The 20,234-nt window shown below is 69.3% G+C and carries 19 protein-coding genes; 13 read left to right on the top strand and 6 right to left on the bottom strand.

Going from position 1 to position 20,234, the window contains the following annotated elements:
- Window positions 1-101 precede the first annotated feature (101 nt).
- From fabG to mpl, 4 genes are all read right to left on the bottom strand, one after another.
- Entirely contained in the window at window positions 102-842 is a 741-nt protein-coding gene (gene fabG / locus AC3WXD_RS29660) for a 3-oxoacyl-ACP reductase FabG (RefSeq protein ID WP_020204298.1), read from the bottom strand.
- A 98-nt stretch (window positions 843-940) separates the two neighbouring features.
- Complete coding sequence (locus tag AC3WXD_RS29655; RefSeq protein ID WP_492325240.1) at window positions 941-1,534, bottom strand: chorismate--pyruvate lyase family protein; 594 nt, start codon at window positions 1,532-1,534, stop codon at window positions 941-943.
- A gap of 7 nt (window positions 1,535-1,541) precedes the next feature.
- On the bottom strand, window positions 1,542-2,162 hold the full coding sequence (locus AC3WXD_RS29650; RefSeq protein ID WP_454732216.1) for a YqiA/YcfP family alpha/beta fold hydrolase: 621 nt from the start codon (window positions 2,160-2,162) through the stop codon (window positions 1,542-1,544).
- 12 nt (window positions 2,163-2,174) lie between these two features.
- Window positions 2,175-3,566, bottom strand: a complete 1,392-nt coding sequence (mpl, locus tag AC3WXD_RS29645) for a UDP-N-acetylmuramate:L-alanyl-gamma-D-glutamyl-meso-diaminopimelate ligase (protein ID WP_020204295.1) — start codon at window positions 3,564-3,566, stop codon at window positions 2,175-2,177.
- Window positions 3,567-3,743: 177 nt separating this feature from the next.
- Here mpl and AC3WXD_RS29640 point away from each other — a divergent pair, with 177 nt between their 5' ends.
- The 10 genes from AC3WXD_RS29640 to AC3WXD_RS29595 all read left to right on the top strand — a co-directional run bounded on the left by AC3WXD_RS29640 (window position 3,744) and on the right by AC3WXD_RS29595 (window position 13,062).
- On the top strand, window positions 3,744-4,454 hold the full coding sequence (locus AC3WXD_RS29640) for a hypothetical protein (RefSeq protein ID WP_059413499.1): 711 nt from the start codon (window positions 3,744-3,746) through the stop codon (window positions 4,452-4,454).
- An 87-nt stretch (window positions 4,455-4,541) separates the two neighbouring features.
- Complete coding sequence (locus tag AC3WXD_RS29635) at window positions 4,542-5,087, top strand: TlpA family protein disulfide reductase (RefSeq protein ID WP_020204293.1); 546 nt, start codon at window positions 4,542-4,544, stop codon at window positions 5,085-5,087.
- Between the two features lie 217 nt (window positions 5,088-5,304).
- Entirely contained in the window at window positions 5,305-5,799 is a 495-nt protein-coding gene (gene aroQ / locus AC3WXD_RS29630; protein ID WP_020204292.1) for a type II 3-dehydroquinate dehydratase, read from the top strand.
- Window positions 5,800-5,962: 163 nt separating this feature from the next.
- Window positions 5,963-6,421 (top strand): acetyl-CoA carboxylase biotin carboxyl carrier protein, encoded by a 459-nt coding sequence (accB, locus tag AC3WXD_RS29625; protein ID WP_020204291.1) that lies wholly within the window; start codon window positions 5,963-5,965, stop codon window positions 6,419-6,421.
- Between the two features lie 182 nt (window positions 6,422-6,603).
- Window positions 6,604-7,971 (top strand): acetyl-CoA carboxylase biotin carboxylase subunit, encoded by a 1,368-nt coding sequence (gene accC, locus AC3WXD_RS29620; protein WP_020204290.1) that lies wholly within the window; start codon window positions 6,604-6,606, stop codon window positions 7,969-7,971.
- A 203-nt stretch (window positions 7,972-8,174) separates the two neighbouring features.
- Window positions 8,175-9,089, top strand: a complete 915-nt coding sequence (gene prmA, locus AC3WXD_RS29615) for a 50S ribosomal protein L11 methyltransferase (protein WP_492325239.1) — start codon at window positions 8,175-8,177, stop codon at window positions 9,087-9,089.
- A 10-nt stretch (window positions 9,090-9,099) separates the two neighbouring features.
- Complete coding sequence (locus AC3WXD_RS29610; RefSeq protein WP_492325238.1) at window positions 9,100-10,911, top strand: DUF3426 domain-containing protein; 1,812 nt, start codon at window positions 9,100-9,102, stop codon at window positions 10,909-10,911.
- Window positions 10,912-11,006: 95 nt separating this feature from the next.
- Window positions 11,007-11,507 carry a thiol peroxidase gene (gene tpx, locus AC3WXD_RS29605; RefSeq protein ID WP_020204287.1) on the top strand — a complete coding sequence of 167 codons (501 nt, stop codon included), beginning with the start codon at window positions 11,007-11,009 and terminating at the stop codon, window positions 11,505-11,507.
- 120 nt (window positions 11,508-11,627) lie between these two features.
- Window positions 11,628-12,575 (top strand): carbohydrate kinase family protein, encoded by a 948-nt coding sequence (locus AC3WXD_RS29600; protein WP_020204286.1) that lies wholly within the window; start codon window positions 11,628-11,630, stop codon window positions 12,573-12,575.
- 19 nt (window positions 12,576-12,594) lie between these two features.
- The gene (locus tag AC3WXD_RS29595) at window positions 12,595-13,062 is read left to right on the top strand and encodes an outer membrane lipoprotein (RefSeq protein WP_020204285.1); all 468 of its coding nucleotides are present in this window, start codon (window positions 12,595-12,597) and stop codon (window positions 13,060-13,062) included.
- Window positions 13,063-13,425: 363 nt separating this feature from the next.
- Here the strand turns inward: AC3WXD_RS29595 and AC3WXD_RS29590 are convergent, their stop codons facing one another.
- Entirely contained in the window at window positions 13,426-13,962 is a 537-nt protein-coding gene (locus AC3WXD_RS29590; protein ID WP_081651466.1) for a histone H1-like DNA-binding protein, read from the bottom strand.
- A 679-nt stretch (window positions 13,963-14,641) separates the two neighbouring features.
- The gene (locus AC3WXD_RS29585; protein WP_492325237.1) at window positions 14,642-14,926 is read right to left on the bottom strand and encodes a hypothetical protein; all 285 of its coding nucleotides are present in this window, start codon (window positions 14,924-14,926) and stop codon (window positions 14,642-14,644) included.
- A gap of 823 nt (window positions 14,927-15,749) precedes the next feature.
- Between AC3WXD_RS29585 and AC3WXD_RS29580 the strand changes: the two genes are divergently transcribed.
- From AC3WXD_RS29580 to AC3WXD_RS29570, 3 genes are all read left to right on the top strand, one after another.
- Complete coding sequence (locus tag AC3WXD_RS29580; protein ID WP_020204282.1) at window positions 15,750-16,232, top strand: DUF2147 domain-containing protein; 483 nt, start codon at window positions 15,750-15,752, stop codon at window positions 16,230-16,232.
- Window positions 16,233-16,694: 462 nt separating this feature from the next.
- Window positions 16,695-17,678, top strand: coding sequence for a Bug family tripartite tricarboxylate transporter substrate binding protein (locus AC3WXD_RS29575; protein WP_020204281.1), 984 nt, complete (start codon window positions 16,695-16,697; stop codon window positions 17,676-17,678).
- 348 nt (window positions 17,679-18,026) lie between these two features.
- The gene (locus AC3WXD_RS29570) at window positions 18,027-20,225 is read left to right on the top strand and encodes a TonB-dependent receptor (protein ID WP_492325236.1); all 2,199 of its coding nucleotides are present in this window, start codon (window positions 18,027-18,029) and stop codon (window positions 20,223-20,225) included.
- The last annotated feature ends 9 nt before the right edge of the window (window positions 20,226-20,234 follow it).

The following is a 20,234-nucleotide window of genomic DNA, read 5'->3' as shown; positions in this document are numbered from 1 at the left end:
GTGAGAGAAATGAAGCAAGGAGCCGCCTTCAGGCGAGGCGGCGACCGGACCCGAGATGATACCGCACCGCGCCGGCCGCCAGCCGGGCGCGGCCCGCCGTGCTACAGCGACATGCCGCCGCTGGCCTCGATCGCCACGCCGTTGACGTAGCTGGCGTCGTCGCTGGCGAGGAAGGCGTAGATGCTGGCGATCTCGGCCGGCTCGGCCAGGCGGCGCAGCCAGCACGCGGACTTCATGCCGTCGAGCACCTTCTCCGGCACCGTGCGCAGGATGTCGGTGGCGACGAAGCCCGGGCACACCGCGTTGACGCGCACGCCCTTGGGGCCCAGCTCGCGCGCCCAGGTCTTGGTGAAGCCGATCACGCCGAACTTGGTGGCGGCGTAGTTGGTCTGGCCGAAGTTGCCATACAGGCCGACCACGCTGGATGCATTGAGAATCACGCCGCGGCCCTGCTCGACCATGATCTCGGCCACCGCCTGCGCGCAGTTGAACACGCCCTTGAGATTGACGTCGATCACGGCGTCGAACTGGGCCTCGCTCATCTTGACCAGGCGCGCGTCCTTGGTGATGCCGGCGTTGTTGATCAGGATGTCGATGCGGCCGTGCGCGGCCAGCGTGGCGGCCACGGCGGCGTCGACTTCGTCGCGGTGCGTCACGTCGACCTTGAAGGCCAGCGCGGTGGCGCCGGTCTGCGCGATCTGCGCCGCGGCGGCGTGCACGCGCTCTTCCTGCACGTCGCACAGCACCACGATCGCGCCTTCGGCGGCGAAGCGCTGCGCGGTGGCAAAGCCGATGCCGGCAGCCGCGCCGGTAATGATGGCAACCCGTCCCTGCAATTTCATGATGTCGGTCCCTAGTTCCTGGTGGCGTTGGTGGTGGTGGGGGCGCGGTTGGTGTTGGTAGGTTTACCTGTGTTCGTGTCGATGTCGTGACCGTGGCTTCACTGGCCGCCGGCGAGCTCCGGCGCGCGGCGCGCGCGCAGGTCGGGCAGGAAGACCTCGGTCACGAGCATGGCGCCGCCGCCGCGGCGGAACAGCGAGCGGCGTGCCGGCAGCGTCACGTTCGGGGCCAGTTCGCGCATGGCCGGCACGGCCAGCGCCAGGCGCCGGCGCAGCGGGTGGTGCGCCGGCAGGCGGGCAAACGCGAACGGCTCGCGCCGCACGCGCGGATCGACGAACAGCGCGCCGCCGAGCGGGCGCTCGCCCAGGCCGCGCAGGAAGGGCCAGTCGCGCCGGGCGTGCGCGGCCACCACCACGGTGTGGGCGAAGATGGCCGGCGTGCCGTCGCACACCAGCAGCACCTCGCGCGCCAGCGCGCGGCGGCGCGCCGGCAGCCCCAGCGCCTGCCATTCGTCGGCCAGCGCCACTTCCATGCGCTGCGCCAGGCGGCGCACGCGAAAGCGCGTCGAGGCGGCCACCAGCCGGGCGGTCAGCGAGCCCTCGCCGCACACCCAGCGCCGCAGGTTGGCGCCGATGGCGCGGTCCTCGGGCAAATGGGCGTGCCAGGCGCCGCGGCGCAGGTGCGCCGCCTTCATGCCGCGCTCATGCCGGCATCTCCGGCCCGTCCTGCGGCACCGGGCCGCCGGGGCCATAGCCGCAGAAAGCCAGCACTTCGTCGACGTAGTCGGCGAATTCGCTGATGCCGTGGTCGCTGCCCTCGATCACGCGCGTGCGCGCGCCGGGAAACGCCGCCAGCATCTCGCGGTGGTCGAGCACCTCGTCGCCGGTCGCGGCCAGCAGGAAATAGCGCTCGGGCCGCGTGATCGTCTCGACGCGCAGGGCCAGCAGTTCGTCCAGATGATGGCGCTCCACGCGCACCGAGCCGCCGCCGTGCCACAGCGGCTGGTCGCCCAGGTAGCGCTCGAGGTCGGTCCACGGATGCACGGCCGGGTTGAGCAGCACCGCGCGGCAGCCGTGGCGCTCGGCCAGCCAGCGCGCGTAGAAGCCGCCCAGCGACGAGCCGATGATGGCCAGCGGCTGCGCGCCGCCGGCCTGCGAGGCGGCGATGGCGGCCTCCGCCTGGGCGATGGCCGCCGCCGGCGACACGTTCAGCACCGGGCAGGCGTAGTAGCGCGCGGCGCCCCAGGCGCGCATGCGCTCCTGCACCATGCGCGCCTTGAACGACTGCGGCGAGGAACGGAAACCATGCAGGTACAGCAGCATGCCGCGCCCCGCTCAGGCCGCCGCGCCGGCGGCGAAGGCATCCAGCAGCTTCTGGTGCACGCCGCCGAAGCCGCCGTTGCTCATCACCAGCACGTGGTCGCCCGGGCGCGCCGCGGCGCGCACCGCCCGCACCAGCGCGGCGAGGTCGCTGAAGGCGGCGGCGCGCTCGCCCAGCGGCGCCAGCGCCTCGCCCAGGTCCCAGCCGAGCGCGTCCTTGCCGCTGGCCGCGCCGTAGCCGAACACGAGGTCGGCCGCTTCCAGGCTGGCCGGCAGCTGCGCCTTCATCACGCCCAGCTTCATGGTGTTGGAGCGCGGCTCCAGCACGGCCAGGATGCGCGCCGCGCCGACACGCCGGCGCAGCCCCGCGAGCGTGGTCTGGATGGCGGTGGGGTGATGGGCGAAATCGTCGTAGACGGTGATGCCGCCGGCCTCGCCGCGCACCTCCATGCGGCGCTTCACGTTGGCGAAGCGCGCCAGCGAGTCGATGGCCTGCGCCGGCGGCACGCCCACGTGGCGCGCCGCGGCGATCGCGGCCAGCGCGTTCATGCGGTTGTGGGTGCCCTGCAGGGTCCAGTCGACGCGGCCTTGCACGGCGTCGCCGAACCACACGTCGAAGCGGTCCCGCTCCGTGTCCGCGCCGGCCAGCTCCGCCGGTTCGCCGGCGCGCCACTCGCCCAGGCCGAACTGCTCGGTCTCGCTCCAGCAGCCGCGCTCCAGCACGCGCGCCAGGCTTTCCTCCATGCCGTTGACGATCAGCCGGCCCTGCTCGGGCACGGTGCGCACCAGGTGGTGGAACTGGGTTTCGATCGCGGCAAGATCGGGGAAGATGTCGGCGTGATCGTATTCGAGGTTGTTCAGGATGGCCGTGCGCGGGCGGTAGTGGACGAACTTGCTGCGCTTGTCGAAGAAAGCGGTGTCGTACTCGTCGGCTTCGATGACGAAGAAGTCCGATGCCGTCACCCGCGCCGACACGCCGAAGTTCTGCGGCACGCCGCCCACCAGGAAGCCCGGCTGGTAGCCGGCATCTTCCAGGATCCAGGCCAGCATGGAGGTGGTGGTGGTCTTGCCGTGCGTGCCGGCCACCGCCAGCGTCCACTTGCCGCGCAGCACGTGCTCGCCCAGCCACTGCGGGCCCGAGGTGTAGGGCAGGTTGCGGTTGAGGATGGCCTCCATCAGCGGATTGCCGCGCGACACCACGTTGCCGACCACGAACAGGTCCGGCTCCAGCGCCAGTTGCGCCGGGTCGAAGCCCTCGATCAGCTCGATGCCCTGCGCCTCGAGCTGGGTGCTCATGGGGGGATAGACGTTGGCGTCGCAGCCGGTCACGCGGTGGCCGGCCTGCTTGGCCAGCACGGCCAGGCCGCCCATGAACGTGCCGCAGATGCCGAGGATGTGAATATGCATGGGAGTTCGGGTCGCGGGGCGGGCCTGGCGGGCCGGGCCCCTGTTGCTACGGGATGGAAAGGGATTGTACCCGAGGGGTATGGCGGCAATTGCCGGTATCTCGCCGGCACGCGCGAACCCGCCCCGCCGCGTAGACTCTAAGAGTCCAGCCTCCTCCCCCTCCGGTATCATCCCTCCATGTCCCGTCGCACCCCCCTCGACCCCATCCGCCTGCGCGAGGAAATCGCCCAGGCCGCCGCCCGCATGATCGCGGAAGACGGTGCCGACTACGCCACCGCCAAGCGCAAGGCCGCGCGCCAGTTGCTGGGCGACGTGCGCGTGGCCGGCGAGTGGCTGCCCGACAACGAGACCGTGGAAGCCGAAGTGCGCGCCTACCAGGCGCTGTTCCACGCCGACAGCCAGCCCCGCATCCTGGCCCTGCTGCGCCGGCTGGCGCTGCTGGCCATGCGCGACCTGGCCGGCTTCCGGCCCTACCTGGCGGGCGCGGTGCTCAACGGCACCGCCACCGAGCATTCGGACATCTATCTGCAATGCTTCTGCGACAGCCCCAAGGACCTGACGCTGCACCTGCTCAACGCGGGCGTCGATTTCGACACCAGCGAGTCGCGGCATTTCGCCGGCCGCGGCGACGTGGAGACGCTCAGCTTCCTGTGGAAAGGCCAGTGGCCGGCCCAGCGCGAGGCGCGCCTGCTGGCCGGCGAGGTGCGGGCCGAACTGGGCCAGCCGGTGGGCATCCACATCGCGCTGTATGATGCGGACGACGAACGCGGCGCGGTGCGCGCCGACGCCGGCGGCCGCGTGGCGCGGGCCGACCTCGCCGCCGTGCAGGCGCTGGTGGCGGCCACGCCGGACGCGCCGGATGCGCCCGGCACGCCGGCCGCCGCCTGACCCGCGCTGGCGCCGTCATAGTCATATATAGAAGAGCTTCCCGCCACCGCCGCGCCTTGCGCCTGGTTTCCGACTCCTGCCACCGCCATGACCACTGCCACCACCCGCCCCGCCCGCCGCAGCCGCCTCTGGATCTGGCTCGTCGCCATCGCCGCCGCCGTGGCGGGCGCCCTTGCCGGCCACTACGTGTTCTCGCCCCGGCCGGCGTCCGACGCCGCCGTGGAGACCTTCCTGAGCACCGAGCTGCCCGACCCGCAGGGCGGCAAGCTGCGGCTGGCCGATTTTCGCGGCAAGACGGTGGTGGTGAACTTCTGGGCGCCGTGGTGCGGCCCGTGCGTGGAGGAAATGCCCGACCTGACCGCGCTGTACCAGGAGTATTCGGGCCGCAAGGTGGAATTTGTCGGCATCGGCATCGATTCCGCCAGCAACATCCAGCAGTTCATCAAGAAAGTGCCGGTCGCGTATCCGCTGGCGGTGGCCGGCTTCGCCGGCACCGAGCTGTCGCGCAACTTCGGCAACGCGGCCGGCGGCCTGCCTTATACGGTGGTGATCGCGCCGGACGGCACCGTCACCTACCGCAAGATGGGTAGGGTTTCCCCCAATGACCTGCGTGCTGCACTGCCGCGCGGATGACGGCGAGACGCTTGAATTGCGGCGAATTTCAACTAACCTTGTTCGATTGTCCCGTAATTTTTGCGAATTAGCCTCGAAACCGCAAAACAGGCCGGCACCGGCCCGGAAATGCCGCCGAAAGACCGGAAATCGAGGCTGTCCTATGTCTGCGCTGCTAGACAAATCACTCTAAGCTACGGTAATCTCCGCGCAATTTCGTTGAAATGGTCGAGTCGCCGTGATCGATACGCCGCCAGAAAGCCGCTCCGCCCGCTACCGCAAGGTGCTGGTCCTGCACGGGCCCAACCTGAACCTGCTGGGCACGCGCGAGCCGCAAACCTACGGGCATACGAAGCTCGTCGACATCGACCTGGCCTTGGCGCAGCGTGCGCGCGAAACCGGCCTCGCCCTGGCGACGTTCCAGTCCAACCACGAGGGCGCGCTGGTGGACCGCATCCATGCGGCGCGCGACGAGGGGGTCGACTTCATCATCATCAACCCGGCCGCCTACACGCACACCAGCGTAGCCTTGCGCGACGCGCTGGCCGGGGTGGCGATTCCGTTCGTCGAAGTCCATTTGTCGAACGTGCATCGCCGCGAGAACTTCCGTCATCACTCCTTCTTCTCCGATATCGCGGTCGGAGTGATCTGCGGACTTGGCTGGCAAGGCTACCTGCTGGCGCTGGACTATGTCCTCGGGCAGGCGCCTGAACCGGCGCCCCCCGCGGCCTGACCCGCCCGCTGATTTCGATTTCATAGACGATGACCGCGCCCCCGGCGCCTGCCCTGCCCGCTGCTCGCGGTGGACGGAGGCAATACGCCGGACGCATGCAATTTACCCGGACGCAGCCGCCCCAGCGCAGCGCGCCGGACAACCCGATTCAGGAGGATAGAAGATGGACCTGCGCAAGCTGAAGACGCTGATCGACCTGGTGGCCGAGTCCGGCATCTCCGAGCTGGAAGTCACCGAAGGCGAAGGCAAGGTACGTATCGTCAAGGCGCCGCCCCAGGTCGTGGCCGCGCCGATGGCCATGCAGCCGATGCAGGCGCTGCCGCCCGCGGCCGCCGCTCCGGCCGCCGCGGTCGCCAGCGCCGAGCCCGCTGCGCCGCAGCTGCCGTCCGGCCATGTCGTGACCTCGCCGATGGTCGGCACCTTCTACCGCGCGCCGTCGCCGGGCGCGGCCGCCTTCGTCAACGTGGGCGACACCGTCAAGGAAGGCCAGACGGTCTGCATCATCGAAGCGATGAAGCTGCTCAACGAAATCGAGTCCGACAAGGCCGGCGTGATCAAGGAAATCCTGGTCGAGAACGGCCAGGCGGTCGAATACGGCCAGCCGCTCTTCATCATCGGCTGATACTGATCGGCATGCCGCGCCGCCCGCAGCCCGCGCCGGAAGATCCGGACGGCCGCGCCGGCGCCGGCGGACCGGACGCTCCCCGTCCGGCTGCCAGTTCCTCCGCCCGCACTCCGGCCGCGCCGCCGGGGGCGCCACGAGCCACCGCGGTGGGACTGCCCTTCTCCTCGCAGAGAGTGACTATGTTTGAAAAAATTCTGATCGCGAACCGCGGTGAAATCGCCCTTCGCATCCAGCGCGCCTGCCGCGAACTCGGCATCAAGACCGTCGTGGTGTATTCGGAGGCCGACAAGGAAGCCAAATACGTCAAGCTGGCCGACGAAGCCGTCTGTATCGGCCCGGCGCCGTCGCCGCTGTCGTACCTGAACATGCCGGCCATCATCTCGGCCGCCGAAGTGACCGACGCGCAGGCCATCCACCCGGGCTACGGCTTCCTGTCGGAAAACGCCGACTTCGCCGAGCGCGTGGAAAAATCGGGCTTCGTCTTCATCGGCCCGAGCCCCGAGAGCATCCGCCTGATGGGCGACAAGGTCTCGGCCAAGCAGGCCATGATCAAGGCCGGCGTGCCGTGCGTGCCGGGCTCGGAAGGCGCGCTGCCGGAAGATCCCAAGGAAATCCTGGCGACGGCCCGCAACGTCGGCTATCCGGTCATCATCAAGGCCGCCGGCGGCGGCGGCGGGCGCGGCATGCGCGTGGTGCACACCGAGGCGGCGCTGGTCAACGCGGTCAACATGACGCGCGAGGAAGCCGGCCGCGCCTTCGGCAACCCGGAGGTCTACATGGAGAAATTCCTGGAGAACCCCCGCCACGTCGAGATCCAGATCCTGGCCGACCAGCACCGCCAGGCGGTCTGGCTGGGCGAGCGCGACTGCTCCATGCAGCGCCGCCACCAGAAGGTCATCGAGGAAGCGCCCGCGCCGCACATCCCGCGCCGCCTGATCGAGCGCATCGGCGACCGTTGCGCCGAGGCCTGCAAGAAGATGGGCTACCGCGGCGCCGGCACCTTCGAGTTCCTGTACGAGAACGGCGAGTTCTACTTCATCGAGATGAACACGCGCGTGCAGGTCGAGCACCCCGTCACCGAGATGATCACCGGCATCGACATCGTGCAGGAGCAGATCCGCATCGCCTTCGGCGAGAAGCTGCGCTGGCGCCAGAAGGACATCCAGCTGCGCGGCCACGCCATCGAGTGCCGCATCAACGCCGAGGATCCGTTCAAGTTCATTCCGTCGCCGGGCCGCATCACCGCCTGGCACATGCCGGGCGGCCCCGGCGTGCGGGTGGACTCGCACGCGTATGATGGCTACTTCGTGCCGCCCAACTATGATTCGATGATCGGCAAGATCATCACCTACGGCGCCACCCGCGAGCAGGCCATCGCCCGCATGCGGATCGCGCTGTCGGAAATGGTGGTGGACGGCATCCAGACCAACGTACCGCTGCACCGCGAGCTGATGCTCGATGCCAACTTCGTCGAAGGCGGCACCAGCATCCACTATCTCGAGCATCGCCTGGCCCAGAAGACCGTGGCCAAGGGCGGCAAGATCTGAAGCCCGGCGCGGCCTAGTCCACTGCGTCAGGGAAAACGCCCCGGGTCGGCTGTGCATCGAGGTCGCAGGCCAGGCGCAAAGCGCCGCAATAGCTCGCTATTGCGAGCATTTGCAACGACGCATGCGGCCTTGAGGCGCAGTCGAACGGGGGGCTTTGGGAATGACGCAGTGGACTGACAACAACGGATCGACAAGGATCGCCAGTGGCATTTCAGGAATGTGTGATTGAAATCGCACAGGACCAGGCCGAAGCCTGGTCCGACGCGCTGTTCGACCTCGGCGCGCTGTCGGTCTCGGTGGAAGACGCCGATGCCGACACGCCCGACGAGCAGCCGCTGTTCGGCGAGCCCGGGCTGGAACCCACCCGCCTGGCGTGGAACCGCTCGCGCGTGGTGGCGCTGTTCGACGACGCCACCGACCCCGCGCTGGCGGTGGCCGCCGCGGCCAACGCGCTCGGCGCCGCCGAGGTGCCGGCCTACGCGCTGCGCCCGGTCGAGGACCAGGACTGGGTGCGCCTGACGCAATCCCAGTTCGCGCCGATCCGCATCGGCGAGCGCATCTGGGTGGTGCCGTCGTGGCACGAGGCGCCCGAGCCCGACGCCGTGGTGCTGGAGCTCGACCCGGGCCTGGCCTTCGGCACCGGCAGCCACCCGACCACGCGGCTGTGCATGCAGTGGCTCGAGCAGAACCTCGGGCCGGGCGAGTCGGTGCTCGACTACGGCTGCGGCTCGGGCATCCTCGCCATCGTGGCGAAGAAGCTCGGCGCCGGCGCCACGCTCGGCATCGACATCGACCCCAACGCGGTGGAAGCCTCGCGCCACAACGCGGAGCGCAACCGCGTCGAAGCCACCTTCGCGCTGCCGGAAAGCGTGTCCGAGGCCAGCTACGACCTGGTCGTGGCCAACATCCTGTCCAACCCGCTCAAGGTGATGGCCGCCATGCTGAGCGCGCGCGTGCGCCCGGGCGGCCGGCTGGTGCTGTCCGGCGTGCTCGAGCGGCAGGCCGACGACGTCGCCGCCACCTATGCGCCCTGGCTCGCCATGTCGGTATGGCGCAGCGAGGAAGGCTGGGTGTGCCTGCACGGCACCCGCGGCGAAGGCGCCGGCGTCCCGCACTGAGCCCCCGCCGATGGCCGCAGCCAAGCTCGTCACACGTTGCCCGGCCTGCCGCACCGCCTTCCGGCTGGTAGCCGACCAGTTGCGCCTGCGCCAGGGGCTGGTGCGCTGCGGCCAGTGCGACACCGTGTTCGACGCGCGCGAGCACCTGATCGAGCTGCCCGCGCCCGAGGCGGCCCCCGAGACCACCCCCGCGCCCGCACCGGACGCGCCGGCGGCGCCACCCGCGCACGGCGAGCCACGCCATCGCGCCACGCGCGCCCCGCACGAGAAGACCTTCGAGGACGCCCATGACGGCGGCCACGAAGGCGCCCATGAAGACACCCACGAAGCCGCGCATGCGCGCGCGACACGCGCCCCGCGCAAGCGCGCGCATGCCGGGCCGCATGCCGATCCACATCCCGCGCCGGATGCGCCCGCCGAGGCCGGGCACGACGCGCCGGCCGGCGTTCCGCCCTTTACCTCGCCCTTTATCCCGCCCTTCGACCCCGGCTACGACGTGCCGGCGCTCGACGCGCCCACCGTCATGCTGTACCAGACGCAGGCCGAGGCCGACCAGGCCGTGCAGGCGGCCGAGGCCGCCCGGCAGCAGGAACAGCATGCAGGCAGCGCCGCCGCGGAAGACGACGAACCGTCCGCGGTCTTCGTGCCCGGCGTGATCGAGCCGGAGCCGGACGAAGCCGCCACGCGCGAAGATGGCGATGCGCCGGCGCAGGCCGGGACCACGGCAGCCGGGTCCGCGGCCGAACCGCCCCGGGAGACGGAAGCGGTGGAAGCGGTGGAAACGGTGAATGCGGCGGAAGCGACGGAAGCGACGGAAGCGACGGAAGCGGCCGAGACCACGGGCACCGCCGAAGCCGCTCCGGCGCCCGCCGCCACGCCGTGGCCCACGCTGGACCCGAGGACGCTGTCCGACGACCTGCCGCCGTTCGCGCCCGCCGCCGCGCCCGAGGCCGCCGGCATTGCCCGCGCGGCGCAGGCGGACACGGCAGCGGCTGCGCAAGCCAGCGCATCGCTGCCGCCGCTGCCGCCGGAAACCGGCAGCGACGACGCCGCGCACGCGGCCGGCATCGCCGCCGACATCACGTCCGACACCGCGCTCGGCGTCACGTCCAGCGTCACCGCGAGCGCCACGTCCGGCATGGCGCCCGCCGAAACCGCCGCCATCCCGAGCGCGGGCGGCTACCTGCGCGCCGAAGCGCAGGACGATTTCCCCGAGATTCCCGCCGCCATCGCGCGCGAGCAGGCGGCGCGCCAGTGGACCAGCCAGAACGCGCCCGACGCGCCGGTGTTCGCGCCGGACTTCCTGCGCCACGCGCGCGAGCGCGATCCCGGCCCCGCGCGGCGCAGGCGGCGCCTGCAGAAAGCGGCCATCGGCGTGCTGGCGGTGGCGGCGCTGGCGCAGCTCGCCTTCCTCGCGCGCAGCCAGCTCGCCGGCCAGTTCCCGGTGCTGCGCCCGGCCTTCGAGGCGCTGTGCGCGCCGCTGCGCTGCGAGGTGGCGCCGTGGCGCGACATCGACGCGCTGCGCATCGAAAGCTCGCAGTTGCAGAAGCAGGACGAGGAATCCGACGCCTACCTGCTGGCCGTCACCATGCGCAACCAGAGCCGCGCCACGGTGGCGCTGCCCGCCATCGAGCTGGTCATGACCGACCTGCAGGACCAGCTCCTGCTGCGCAAGGTGCTGCAGCCGGCCGACTATCTCGAGCCCGCGCAGAAGGCGTTCGCCACGCTGGGCCTGCGCGCCGGCACGGAGCTGCCGGTTCGGGTACGATTCCGCACGCAGCAGGCGGCGGCCAACTACCGCGTGCTGATCTTCTACCCCTGAATTCCAGACGGGTCCGACGCCCGCCCCGGGCGTTCCCGTCGCGCCCCCGGGACCCGCACCGCGCGTGCGGGCCCACCATTCACACAGGAGCACATATGAGCAGCGTCACCCTCGGCGGCAACCCCATCGAAGTCGGCGGCAAGTTTCCGCAAGCCGGCGACAAGGCCCCCGCCTTCTCGCTGGTCGGCAAGGACCTGAAGGACGTCGCGCTGGCCGACTTCGCCGGCAAGCGCAAGGTGCTCAACATCGTCCCGAGCCTGGACACCCCGGTCTGCCAGACCTCGGCGCGCAAGTTCAACGAGGCCGCCAGCGGCCTGGCCAACACCGTGGTGCTGACCATCTCGGCCGACCTGCCGTTCGCGATGAGCCGCTTCTGCACCACCGAAGGCCTGGCCAACGTGGTGCCGCTGTCGCTGATGCGCGGCGCCGGCTTCAAGGACAGCTACGGCGTGGACATCAAGACCGGCCCGCTGGCCGGCGCGACCGCGCGCGCGGTGGTGGTGCTCGACGAGAACGACACCGTCAAGTACAGCGAGCTGGTGCCCGAGATCAAGAACGAGCCGAACTACGATGCCGCCCTGGCCGCGCTGAAGTAAGCGCCGCGCCCCGCGGTCCGGCCACCCGGTATCATGGGTGGCCTTTTTTTCGGCGGCCGCCGGCCAGCGCGCGCCGCCGGCCATCACCCGATCACCCGATTACCTGCATTTGGAGAGAGCATGTCCAGCCTGATCTGTGGCTCCGTCGCCTACGACACCATCATGACGTTCGAGGGGCGCTTCCGCGAACACATCCTGCCCGACCAGATCCACATGCTGAACGTGTCCTTCCTGGTGCCGGGCATGCGCCGCGAGTACGGCGGCTGCGCCGGCAACATCGCCTACACGCTCAAGCTGCTGGGCGGCGACCCGGTAGTCATGGCCACCGTGGGCGTGGACGCCGAGCCCTACCTGCAATACCTGCGCGAACTCGGCATCGGCACCGAGCACATCCGCACCCTGCCCGACACCTTCACCGCGCAGGCGATGATCACCACCGACCTGGACAACAACCAGATCACCGCCTTCCACCCGGGCGCGATGAACCAGTCGCAGCTCTCGCACGTGCAGGATGCGCTCAAGGGCGCCAACCCGCCGGCGCTGGGCATCGTCGCGCCGGACAGCCGCGAGGGCATGCTGCACCATGCGCGCCAGTTCGCCGACGCCGGCGTGCCGTTCATCTTCGACCTGGGCCAGGCCATGCCGCTGTTCAACGGCGAGGACCTGCGCCAGTTCGTTGAACTCGCCAGCTACGTCACGGTCAATGACTACGAAGCCCAGGTGCTGCTCTCGCGTACCGGCTGGACCAGCGAGCAGGTCGCCGCCCAGGTGCGCGCCTTCATCGTGACCCACGGCGAGAAAGGCGCGAGCGTCCACGCCGACCAGCGGCAGTACAATATTCCGGCCGTGCAGGCGGAGCGCGTGGTCGATCCGACCGGCTGCGGCGATGCCTTCCGCGGCGGACTGCTGTACGGCATCGAGCAGGGCCTCGACTGGGAAACCACCGGGCGCCTCGCCAGCCTGATGGGCTCCATCAAGATCGCGCACCAGGGTCCGCAGAACCACAAGCCGTCGCGCGACGAAATCGGCCAACGCTTCCAGTCGGCGTTCGGCTATCGCTACGAGTAACTTTTCCGGGATCGATCTCATGCATACCCTGATTCGCACCAGCGCCCTCGCGCTCGCCGCAGCCGCCACCCTCGTGGCCGGCTGCGCCTCGCAATCGAACTCCGCCAGCATCTACACGCCGGGCCAGGCGCAGCGCGAGCAGATCCTGCGCTTTGGCGTGGTCGAGAGCGTGCGCGAAGTGCTGATCCAGGGTGAGCAGACCGGCGCCGGCACCATCGCCGGCGGCGCGATCGGCGGCATCGCCGCGGGCAGCACCATCGGCAGCGGCGGCGGCTCGGTCGCGGCCGGCGTGCTCGGCGCCGTGCTCGGCGGCATCGCCGGCAGCGCGGCGGAAAACCGGATCAACCAGCGCCGTGGCCTGGAGATCACCGTCAAGCTCGACAACGGCGAGATGCGCGCGATCGTGCAGGACGCCGACGAAGCCTTCCGCCCGGGCGAGCGCGTGCGCCTGCTGTCCTCGGGCGGAACCACCCGCGTCACCCACTAGGAAGTTACCCTAGGACGATCCTGACGCCGTTGCGGGGCCCTGCCGCGGCGGCATACGGAGAGATCCACCAGCGGTCCACCTACGGGTCCACCAGCGGGTCCATCTGCGGGTCCATCTGCGGGTTCACCCGCAGGCCCGCCAGGCCGCTCGCCGAGGCGCCGGCTCCCACACGGAGCGGCGCCTTTTTCATTGGCCCTGCGCCGCGCTGCGCCGGTCCGCGCGGGCATGAAAAAACCCGCCGGGCTTGCGCCGTCGGCGGGTTGGCAAGACTGGCGTCTTGCAGACCGGATACCGCGTATCCGGTCAGTGCGGCACGCGCTGCGTGCCTTGGGGATTCCCGCAGGAATCCGTCAGCGGCACGGCTTACGGACGGGTGCCCGTCGGGAACGGCCATGCAGCGGCCGGGTTCAGCACGGTCTTCGAGGTCGTTGCGGGCGCGGCAGCAGGCGCAGCGGCAGGCTTGGCAGCAGGCGCAGCCTTCTTGGCGGCAGCCTTCTTGGCCGGGGCCTTCTTGGCAGCAGCCTTCTTGGCCGGTGCGGCCTTCTTGGCAGCAGCAACCTTCTTGGCCGGCGCAGCCTTCTTGGCGGCAACCTTCTTGGCCGGTGCGGCCTTCTTCGCCACGACCTTCTTGGCAGCAGCCTTCTTGGCCGGTGCGGCCTTCTTCGCTACGACCTTCTTGGCGGCGACCTTCTTGGCCGGCGCTGCCTTCTTCGCTACGACCTTCTTGGCAGCAGCCTTCTTCGCCGGCGCAGCCTTCTTGGCCGGTGCAGCCTTCTTCGCCACGACCTTCTTGGCGGCGACCTTCTTCACTGCGGCCTTCTTGGCCGGGGCTGCTGCCTTCTTGGCAGCAGGCTTGGCGGCTTTCTTGGCCGCCGGTTTCTTCTTTGCAGTCGTTGCCATGGATAACTCCTTCACTAGAGAGTGAATATCGAATGACCTAAGTTGGCGACCCGACCGACCCGAGGCGCGATACAGCGCTGCGACCCCAATCGAGCGAGCGATTCATCGGCGCACGGCAACACTGCGTCCGCACGCTAATGAATTCGGTGGCAGGGGCACCGCGGCGCGCGGTGCGAATGTGGCCAAGCGGAGCCCGCAACCGGGCTTCTGACGCTTGCCGCGCCCTGGAATATTCGGTCTGCCCGCGCCATCCGCCGGATCGGCGCGCAGCATCAATAGAAGAGATATCGGCCGGCATTGCCGCGATGCGGGCTAGGCCACGCGCACCACGGTCTGCATTCGTCTGGGGGTAGTTCGCCCATCCCGCTACTGGGCCAAAGGAGACTGCACGCGTTTTAGAAAACCAGTACGGCTTGGTCTGCGTCAAAGTTCTGGTGCTCCTGAGCTACCTGTCTCATTGCATCGAAGCGGGGGGCGCTTATCGTGGCGGAGCGCATCGCTCATCGTGAAGCATCGCGTCCGACATCATCGTTCGAGCTTGCTTCGATCCTGCCAACTACGACTACGACCACGGCCATGCAATGAAGTGAGACTCTTGTCAAGGCGAATCATAATTCGTTTGTTCGGCGATGTTAAGAAAAAAGTGCAAAAAAACACGCGCGCGCGCATGACAACTTCTTCATCGCCATCGCAGCGCTTCGCCGGCCCGCGCTTCACCTGCGCGCGACGCGCTCTCGACGCGTTCCATCGCATGCGAAATCGCCTCGCGCGAGCCCGCTGACGCGACAAGAAAAGCGGCATCGCGAGAGCGCGGAACCCACGCCGCGATGCTTCGGATTTTTCCTCGCACGCGGCGCCGCGCGCGCTGCCGGCGCGCATGCGCGGCCTCTTCACCGCCGCTGACGTCATCCCGGAAAGCCGCGCCGGCAAAGGCTTTGCGGGAAGCGGCAATGCGCTTGCGCAAGCGCGGCGCGCGAGCGCATCGGTGGCGCGCGCGTGCCACGCAACGTCGTGACGGCGCGCGACGAAGCATGCCGCGGCGCCATGCGCGGCGCCTCGCCATCGCGTCTCGGCGCAGCGTCGGCGCACGCGCCGCGCGGGCACGCTGCGCGCTCGCTCACACAGCGCGCGCAGTGATGCGTCGACGCAACGGTCTGCCCGTCTTCCTCGCGACGCGAGCACGACGAACCGGCTTCGCACATCGTCATGCGCAACGCGATTGGTGTCGGTCCGCGTCGGCGTGCATCGCTTCGTGTTCGTCTTGCCGCCGTCTTCCGCTCGCCTCGCATCCGCTGCGCCGTCGATGCGCGCCCGCCGATGAACGCATGCGCTCTCGCGACGCGAGCGCCGTCGCATCGATGCGGCCGGCGGGCGCCGCTCCGCATCCATCGGCATGCGTGCCGGCAACGGTCCGGCGACGGTCCGACTGCGCGCGGTCCGGCGCGATGTTCTCCGGCGTCGTCCGCGACGCGCGACGCGCGGCGGGCGATGCGGGCGCATGGCGCGACGAGCGCCCGCGAACGCGCCCGCGATGCCGGCGCGCGGCACGCTGCCCGCACTTGAAACGAACGCCTAGAGGATTGCTTCGGAGACCTGGAAAGAGCCGGTTTTGCTGCACGACAAAATACCCCGGGCGCCAGCAACCGCGCCGGTTTCCGGGCAGCGGCAAAGGTCCGCCTGGTGCGTGCGCAAACGGTGCCCCCGCATTGCGGCTGGCGCCCTTCGCCAGTAGATTGGCGTGACCGTGCCGCGCGGTCGCGCGCACCAACCTGAGAGAGGAGAACCCGATGCACTTTTCTGCCCCCCGACGCACAGCGCGCGCCGCCGTCACGGCGGCCCGGCTCGCCGTGCTCGCCGGCGCGCTGCTGGCCAGCGCCGCGGCACTGGCCCAGGCCTCGCCCGCCGGCTCGTGGAAGACCATCGACGACAACACCGGCAAGCCGCGCGGCCTGGTGGAGATCACCGAGAGCAACGGCGTCTACAGCGGCAGGCTGGTCAAGAGCTTCGTCGACGCGGAAGGCAAGTCCAAGGTGTGCGACAAGTGCACCGACGCGCGCCGCGACCAGCCCATCATCGGCCTGACCATCATCACCGGCGTGCGCAAGACCGGCGACAACGAATGGGGCGGCGGCGAGATCCTCGACCCCGAGAACGGCAAGGTCTACAAGACCCGCATGTCGCTCGCGGACGACGGCAACAAGCTCAACGTGCGCGGCTTCATCGGCATCAGCCTGCTGGGCCGCACCCAGACCTGGGAGCGCGAGCACTAGCCCGCCGCCCGCGCGCGCCAGCACCCGTACCGGCACCCGCGCCGGCGCGCGCCATCGCCGCCGGCGGCCGGCATCCACGCCGCCTTTCCCGCGCCGCACTTGCGGCACTTCCCGCACCCGTCGTATCTTCGCCCGCCTCGCGCCTCGCGCTTCGCTCTGCGCATCGCACCGCGCGAAGCGCGTCGACGCCGCCGCCGCGAACGGCAGGCTGCGCACCGCCGCGACACACCACACCACGCACCGCGCGCGCATCGCCGACAATCGCGGAGACGCCGCCGCGGGTCCGCCGGCGGGTTCAGCAAATTGACAGCTTTGCTGTTTATCATCGCTCGCAGGCCGGAGCTTGCCCGCGAGAAAAAAAGCCGGGCCACGACATCCGGCATCCGGCGCGGCCGAGCGCCGGCACCCATGCCAGAGCCGGTACCAGGATCGGTACCAAGACCAAGACCATTGGAGACAACCATGCGCATTTCCACCGCCAGCCGCGCGCTGGCCCTCGCCGCGCCCGCACTGTTCGCCACGAGCCTCGCCGCGCCCGCGCGCGCCGCCGATGCCTGGCCCACGCACGTCATCAAGTTCGTGGTGCCGTTCACCGCGGGCGGCGCCAACGATCTCGTGGCGCGCGCCGCCGCCGACGCGGTCGGCAAGCGGCTCGGCCAGACCGTGGTGATCGAGAACCGTCCCGGCGCCGGCGGCGTGGTCGGCGCGGACTACGTGGCCAAGGCCAAGCCGGACGGCTACACCTTCCTGGTGGGCGCCGTGGGCACCGTCACCAACAGCCTGATCCGCACCAAGATGCCCTACGCGCCGGACGACCTGATCCCCGTGTCGCTGGTCGCGGTGAGCCCCTCGGTGATCGTGGCCTCGCCCTCGCTGCCGGTGAACAACCTCAAGGAGCTGGTGGAGTACTCGAAGAAGCAGGGCGCGGCCGGCGCCAACTTCGCCACCGCGGGCAGCGGCAGCACGCCGCACTTCGTCGAGGAGATGCTCAAGGAGAAAGGCGCGGTGCTGACCGTGGTGCCGTACAAGAGCGGCTCGGAGAGCATCACCGCCGTGATCGGCGGCCAGGTCGCGGCCACCTCGGAAGCGAGCGTGGTGGTGCTGCCCAACATCAAGGCCGGCAAGCTCAAGGCGCTGGGCGCGACCTGGGACAAGCGCATGAGCGCGGCGCCCAACATCCCGACCACCGCCGAGCAGGGCATGCCGGAAGTGCGCATCGGACACTGGGCCGGCATCTTCGCACCCAAGGGCACCGACCCGGCCATCCTGAAGAAGATGAACGCCGAGATGAGCGCCGCCATGCAGACGCAGGAGACGCGCGACCGCCTGATCCCCAACGGCATCGAGCCGGCCGGCGGCTCGCAGGAGAGCTTCGTCGCCTTCATCAAGTCCGAGCGCGAACGGCTCGGACGGATCGCCAAGGCCGCCAATATGACGGCGGATTAAGAAAAATTTTTTTGCCGCCGCCCCGGGTGGCGGTAAATGTCTGTACCAGGCCTGCTACATGCAGGCCTTTTTTTGTTTTCGGATTGAGACGCAGGCGCCGCTTTGTAAGGCATTTGTGAGCTTGTGTAACTTCATGTAATGGCTTTGTCCTTGGATAAAGACATTGAGGCATGGCGACTAATGTCTGTGATGAAAAAGCAAAGCTGAATTGCAACGCTAATCATTCGCATTTATATTCCGGCTCGCCCAACCTTTTTGCCCCCGCCGTTGGCCGAACCACAGGCATGCAACTTCCGTCCGCTGCCAGCCAGCTCGCCCCCAATGGCCGTACCGGAACCGAGAAACGACATGACCCGCCGCACTCCGATCGCGACCGCGCTGCTCGCGCTCTTTGCCACTCCCGTTGTCACCCTGGCCCAGACGGCCCCGCCCGCTCCCGCCACTGGCCAGCCTCCGGCAACGCTCAGGGAAGTGGTGATACAGGGCGGCCGCGCCACCGATGACTACGGCGCGGTGAAGAACTCGGTCAGCAAGCTGCCCGAAGACCTGCGCGACGTCCCGCAATCGGTGACGGTGGTGAACAAGGCGCTGATCGACGCGCAGGGCGCCACCTCGCTGGCCGACGCGCTGCGCAACGTGCCGGGCATCACCATCGGCGGCGCCGAGGGCGGCCAGATCGGCAACAACATCAACCTCAACGGCTTCTCCGCGCGCACCGACATCTACCTCGACGGCTTCCGCGACCGCGGCCAGTACTACCGCGACGTCTTCGCGCTGGATTCGGTCGAAGTGCTGATGGGCCCGTCGTCGATGCTGTTCGGCCGCGGCTCGACCGGCGGCGTGATCAACCAGGTCACCAAGAAGCCGTCGCTCAAGGCCGCGACCACCGTGACCGGCTCGGTCACGACCAACGGCATGGTGCGCGCCACCGCCGACGTCAACACGCCGACCGGCGACACCTCCGCGTTCCGCATCTCGGCGATGGCGCAGGACGGCAAGCCCAGCACGCGCGACGAGATGCGCGCGATGGACTTCGGCATCGCGCCGTCGTGGAAGTACGGTATCGGCACCTCCACCGAGATCACCCTGTCCGCGCTGCTGCAGCACAACGAGGACATGCCCGACTACGGCCTGCCGGCCATCAACGGCCACCCGGTCAACGTCAACCGCAACACCTACTACGGCAACAACAACGACTACACGCGCCAGGACATCGTGGCGCTGTCCGCCGGCGTCGACCACAAGTTCTCGCCGAACCTGCGCCTGCGCAACCAGACCCAGTTCAACTACGTGGAGACCGACGCGCGCGAGACCGCGCCGCAGTCGGTCGGCTCGATCGCCAACGGCGTCTACACGCCGCTGACCACCACCAACCTGCCGCTGTCGGCGCTGTTCGTGCGCCAGCAGAGCCACGACCGCAACATCCGCGACTACTCGATCTTCAACCAGACCGAGCTGACCGCCAAGTTCGAGACCGGCTTCATCAAGCACACGCTGCTGACCGGCGTGGAAATCGGCCACGACGGCTACGACAACCAGGCCTACGCGCGCGGCAACCCCGCCGGCCCGTGCAAGGGCTTCGTCGCGTGCGTGCCGGTGATCGACCCGGTCTACCAGGACTCGCCGTCGAGCGCGATCACCACGCCGGGCAACCTGCAGGGCGCCTCGGCCAACACCATCGCCGTCTACGCCAACGACTCGATCGAGTTCACCAAGCAATGGAAGCTGGTGGCCGGCCTGCGCTATGACCGCTACATCGCCAGCATCAGCAACTCCATCAACTCGCAGAACACCGCCGGCAACACCGCGCTGGCCAATGCCCAGCAGACCGTCAACTTCACCAGCGTGCGGCTGGGCGGCATCTGGCAGCCGACCGAGGCGCAGTCCTACTATGTGTCGTACGGCACCTCGTTCAACCCGTCGCTGGAGCAACTGACCGGCACCGTCGGCCAGACCAGCCTCGACCCGGAAAAGAACAAGTCGTACGAGGCCGGCGGCAAGTGGGACCTGGCCGGCGGCGACCTGTCGCTGACCTCGGCCATCTTCCGCATCACCAAGGACAACGCGCGCAGCCAGATCGACGCCACCACCTACGCGCTGACCGGCAAGATCCAGGTCGACGGCGTGCGCTTCGGCGCCACCGGCCGCATCACGCCGAAGTGGCAGGTCTTCGCCGGCTACACCTACCTCAACGCGGTGATCGAGAACGGCATCGCCTCGGGCACGCAGGGCAAGATCCCGGGCAACACGCCCAAGCACACCGCCACGGCGTGGACCAGCTACAACATCCTGCCGAGCTGGGAAGTCGGCGGCGGCGCCTTCTATATGTCGCAGCGCTACGCCAACAACACCGACACCACCCAGGTCGGCGGCTTCGTGCGCTGGGACGGCATGGTGGCCTACCACCAGCCCAAGTACGACGTGCGCCTGAACCTGTTCAACATCTTCGACAAGAAGTACTACGACGCGCTGATCCAGTCCGACGGCGGCCGCTCGGTGCCGGGCACCGGCCGCACCGCCATGCTGTCGTTCACCTATCGCATGTAAGCGCAGCCA

The organism is Cupriavidus sp. FW216-B1 (genome assembly GCF_058789195.1).
This window is presented reverse-complemented; position numbering and strand designations above follow the sequence as displayed.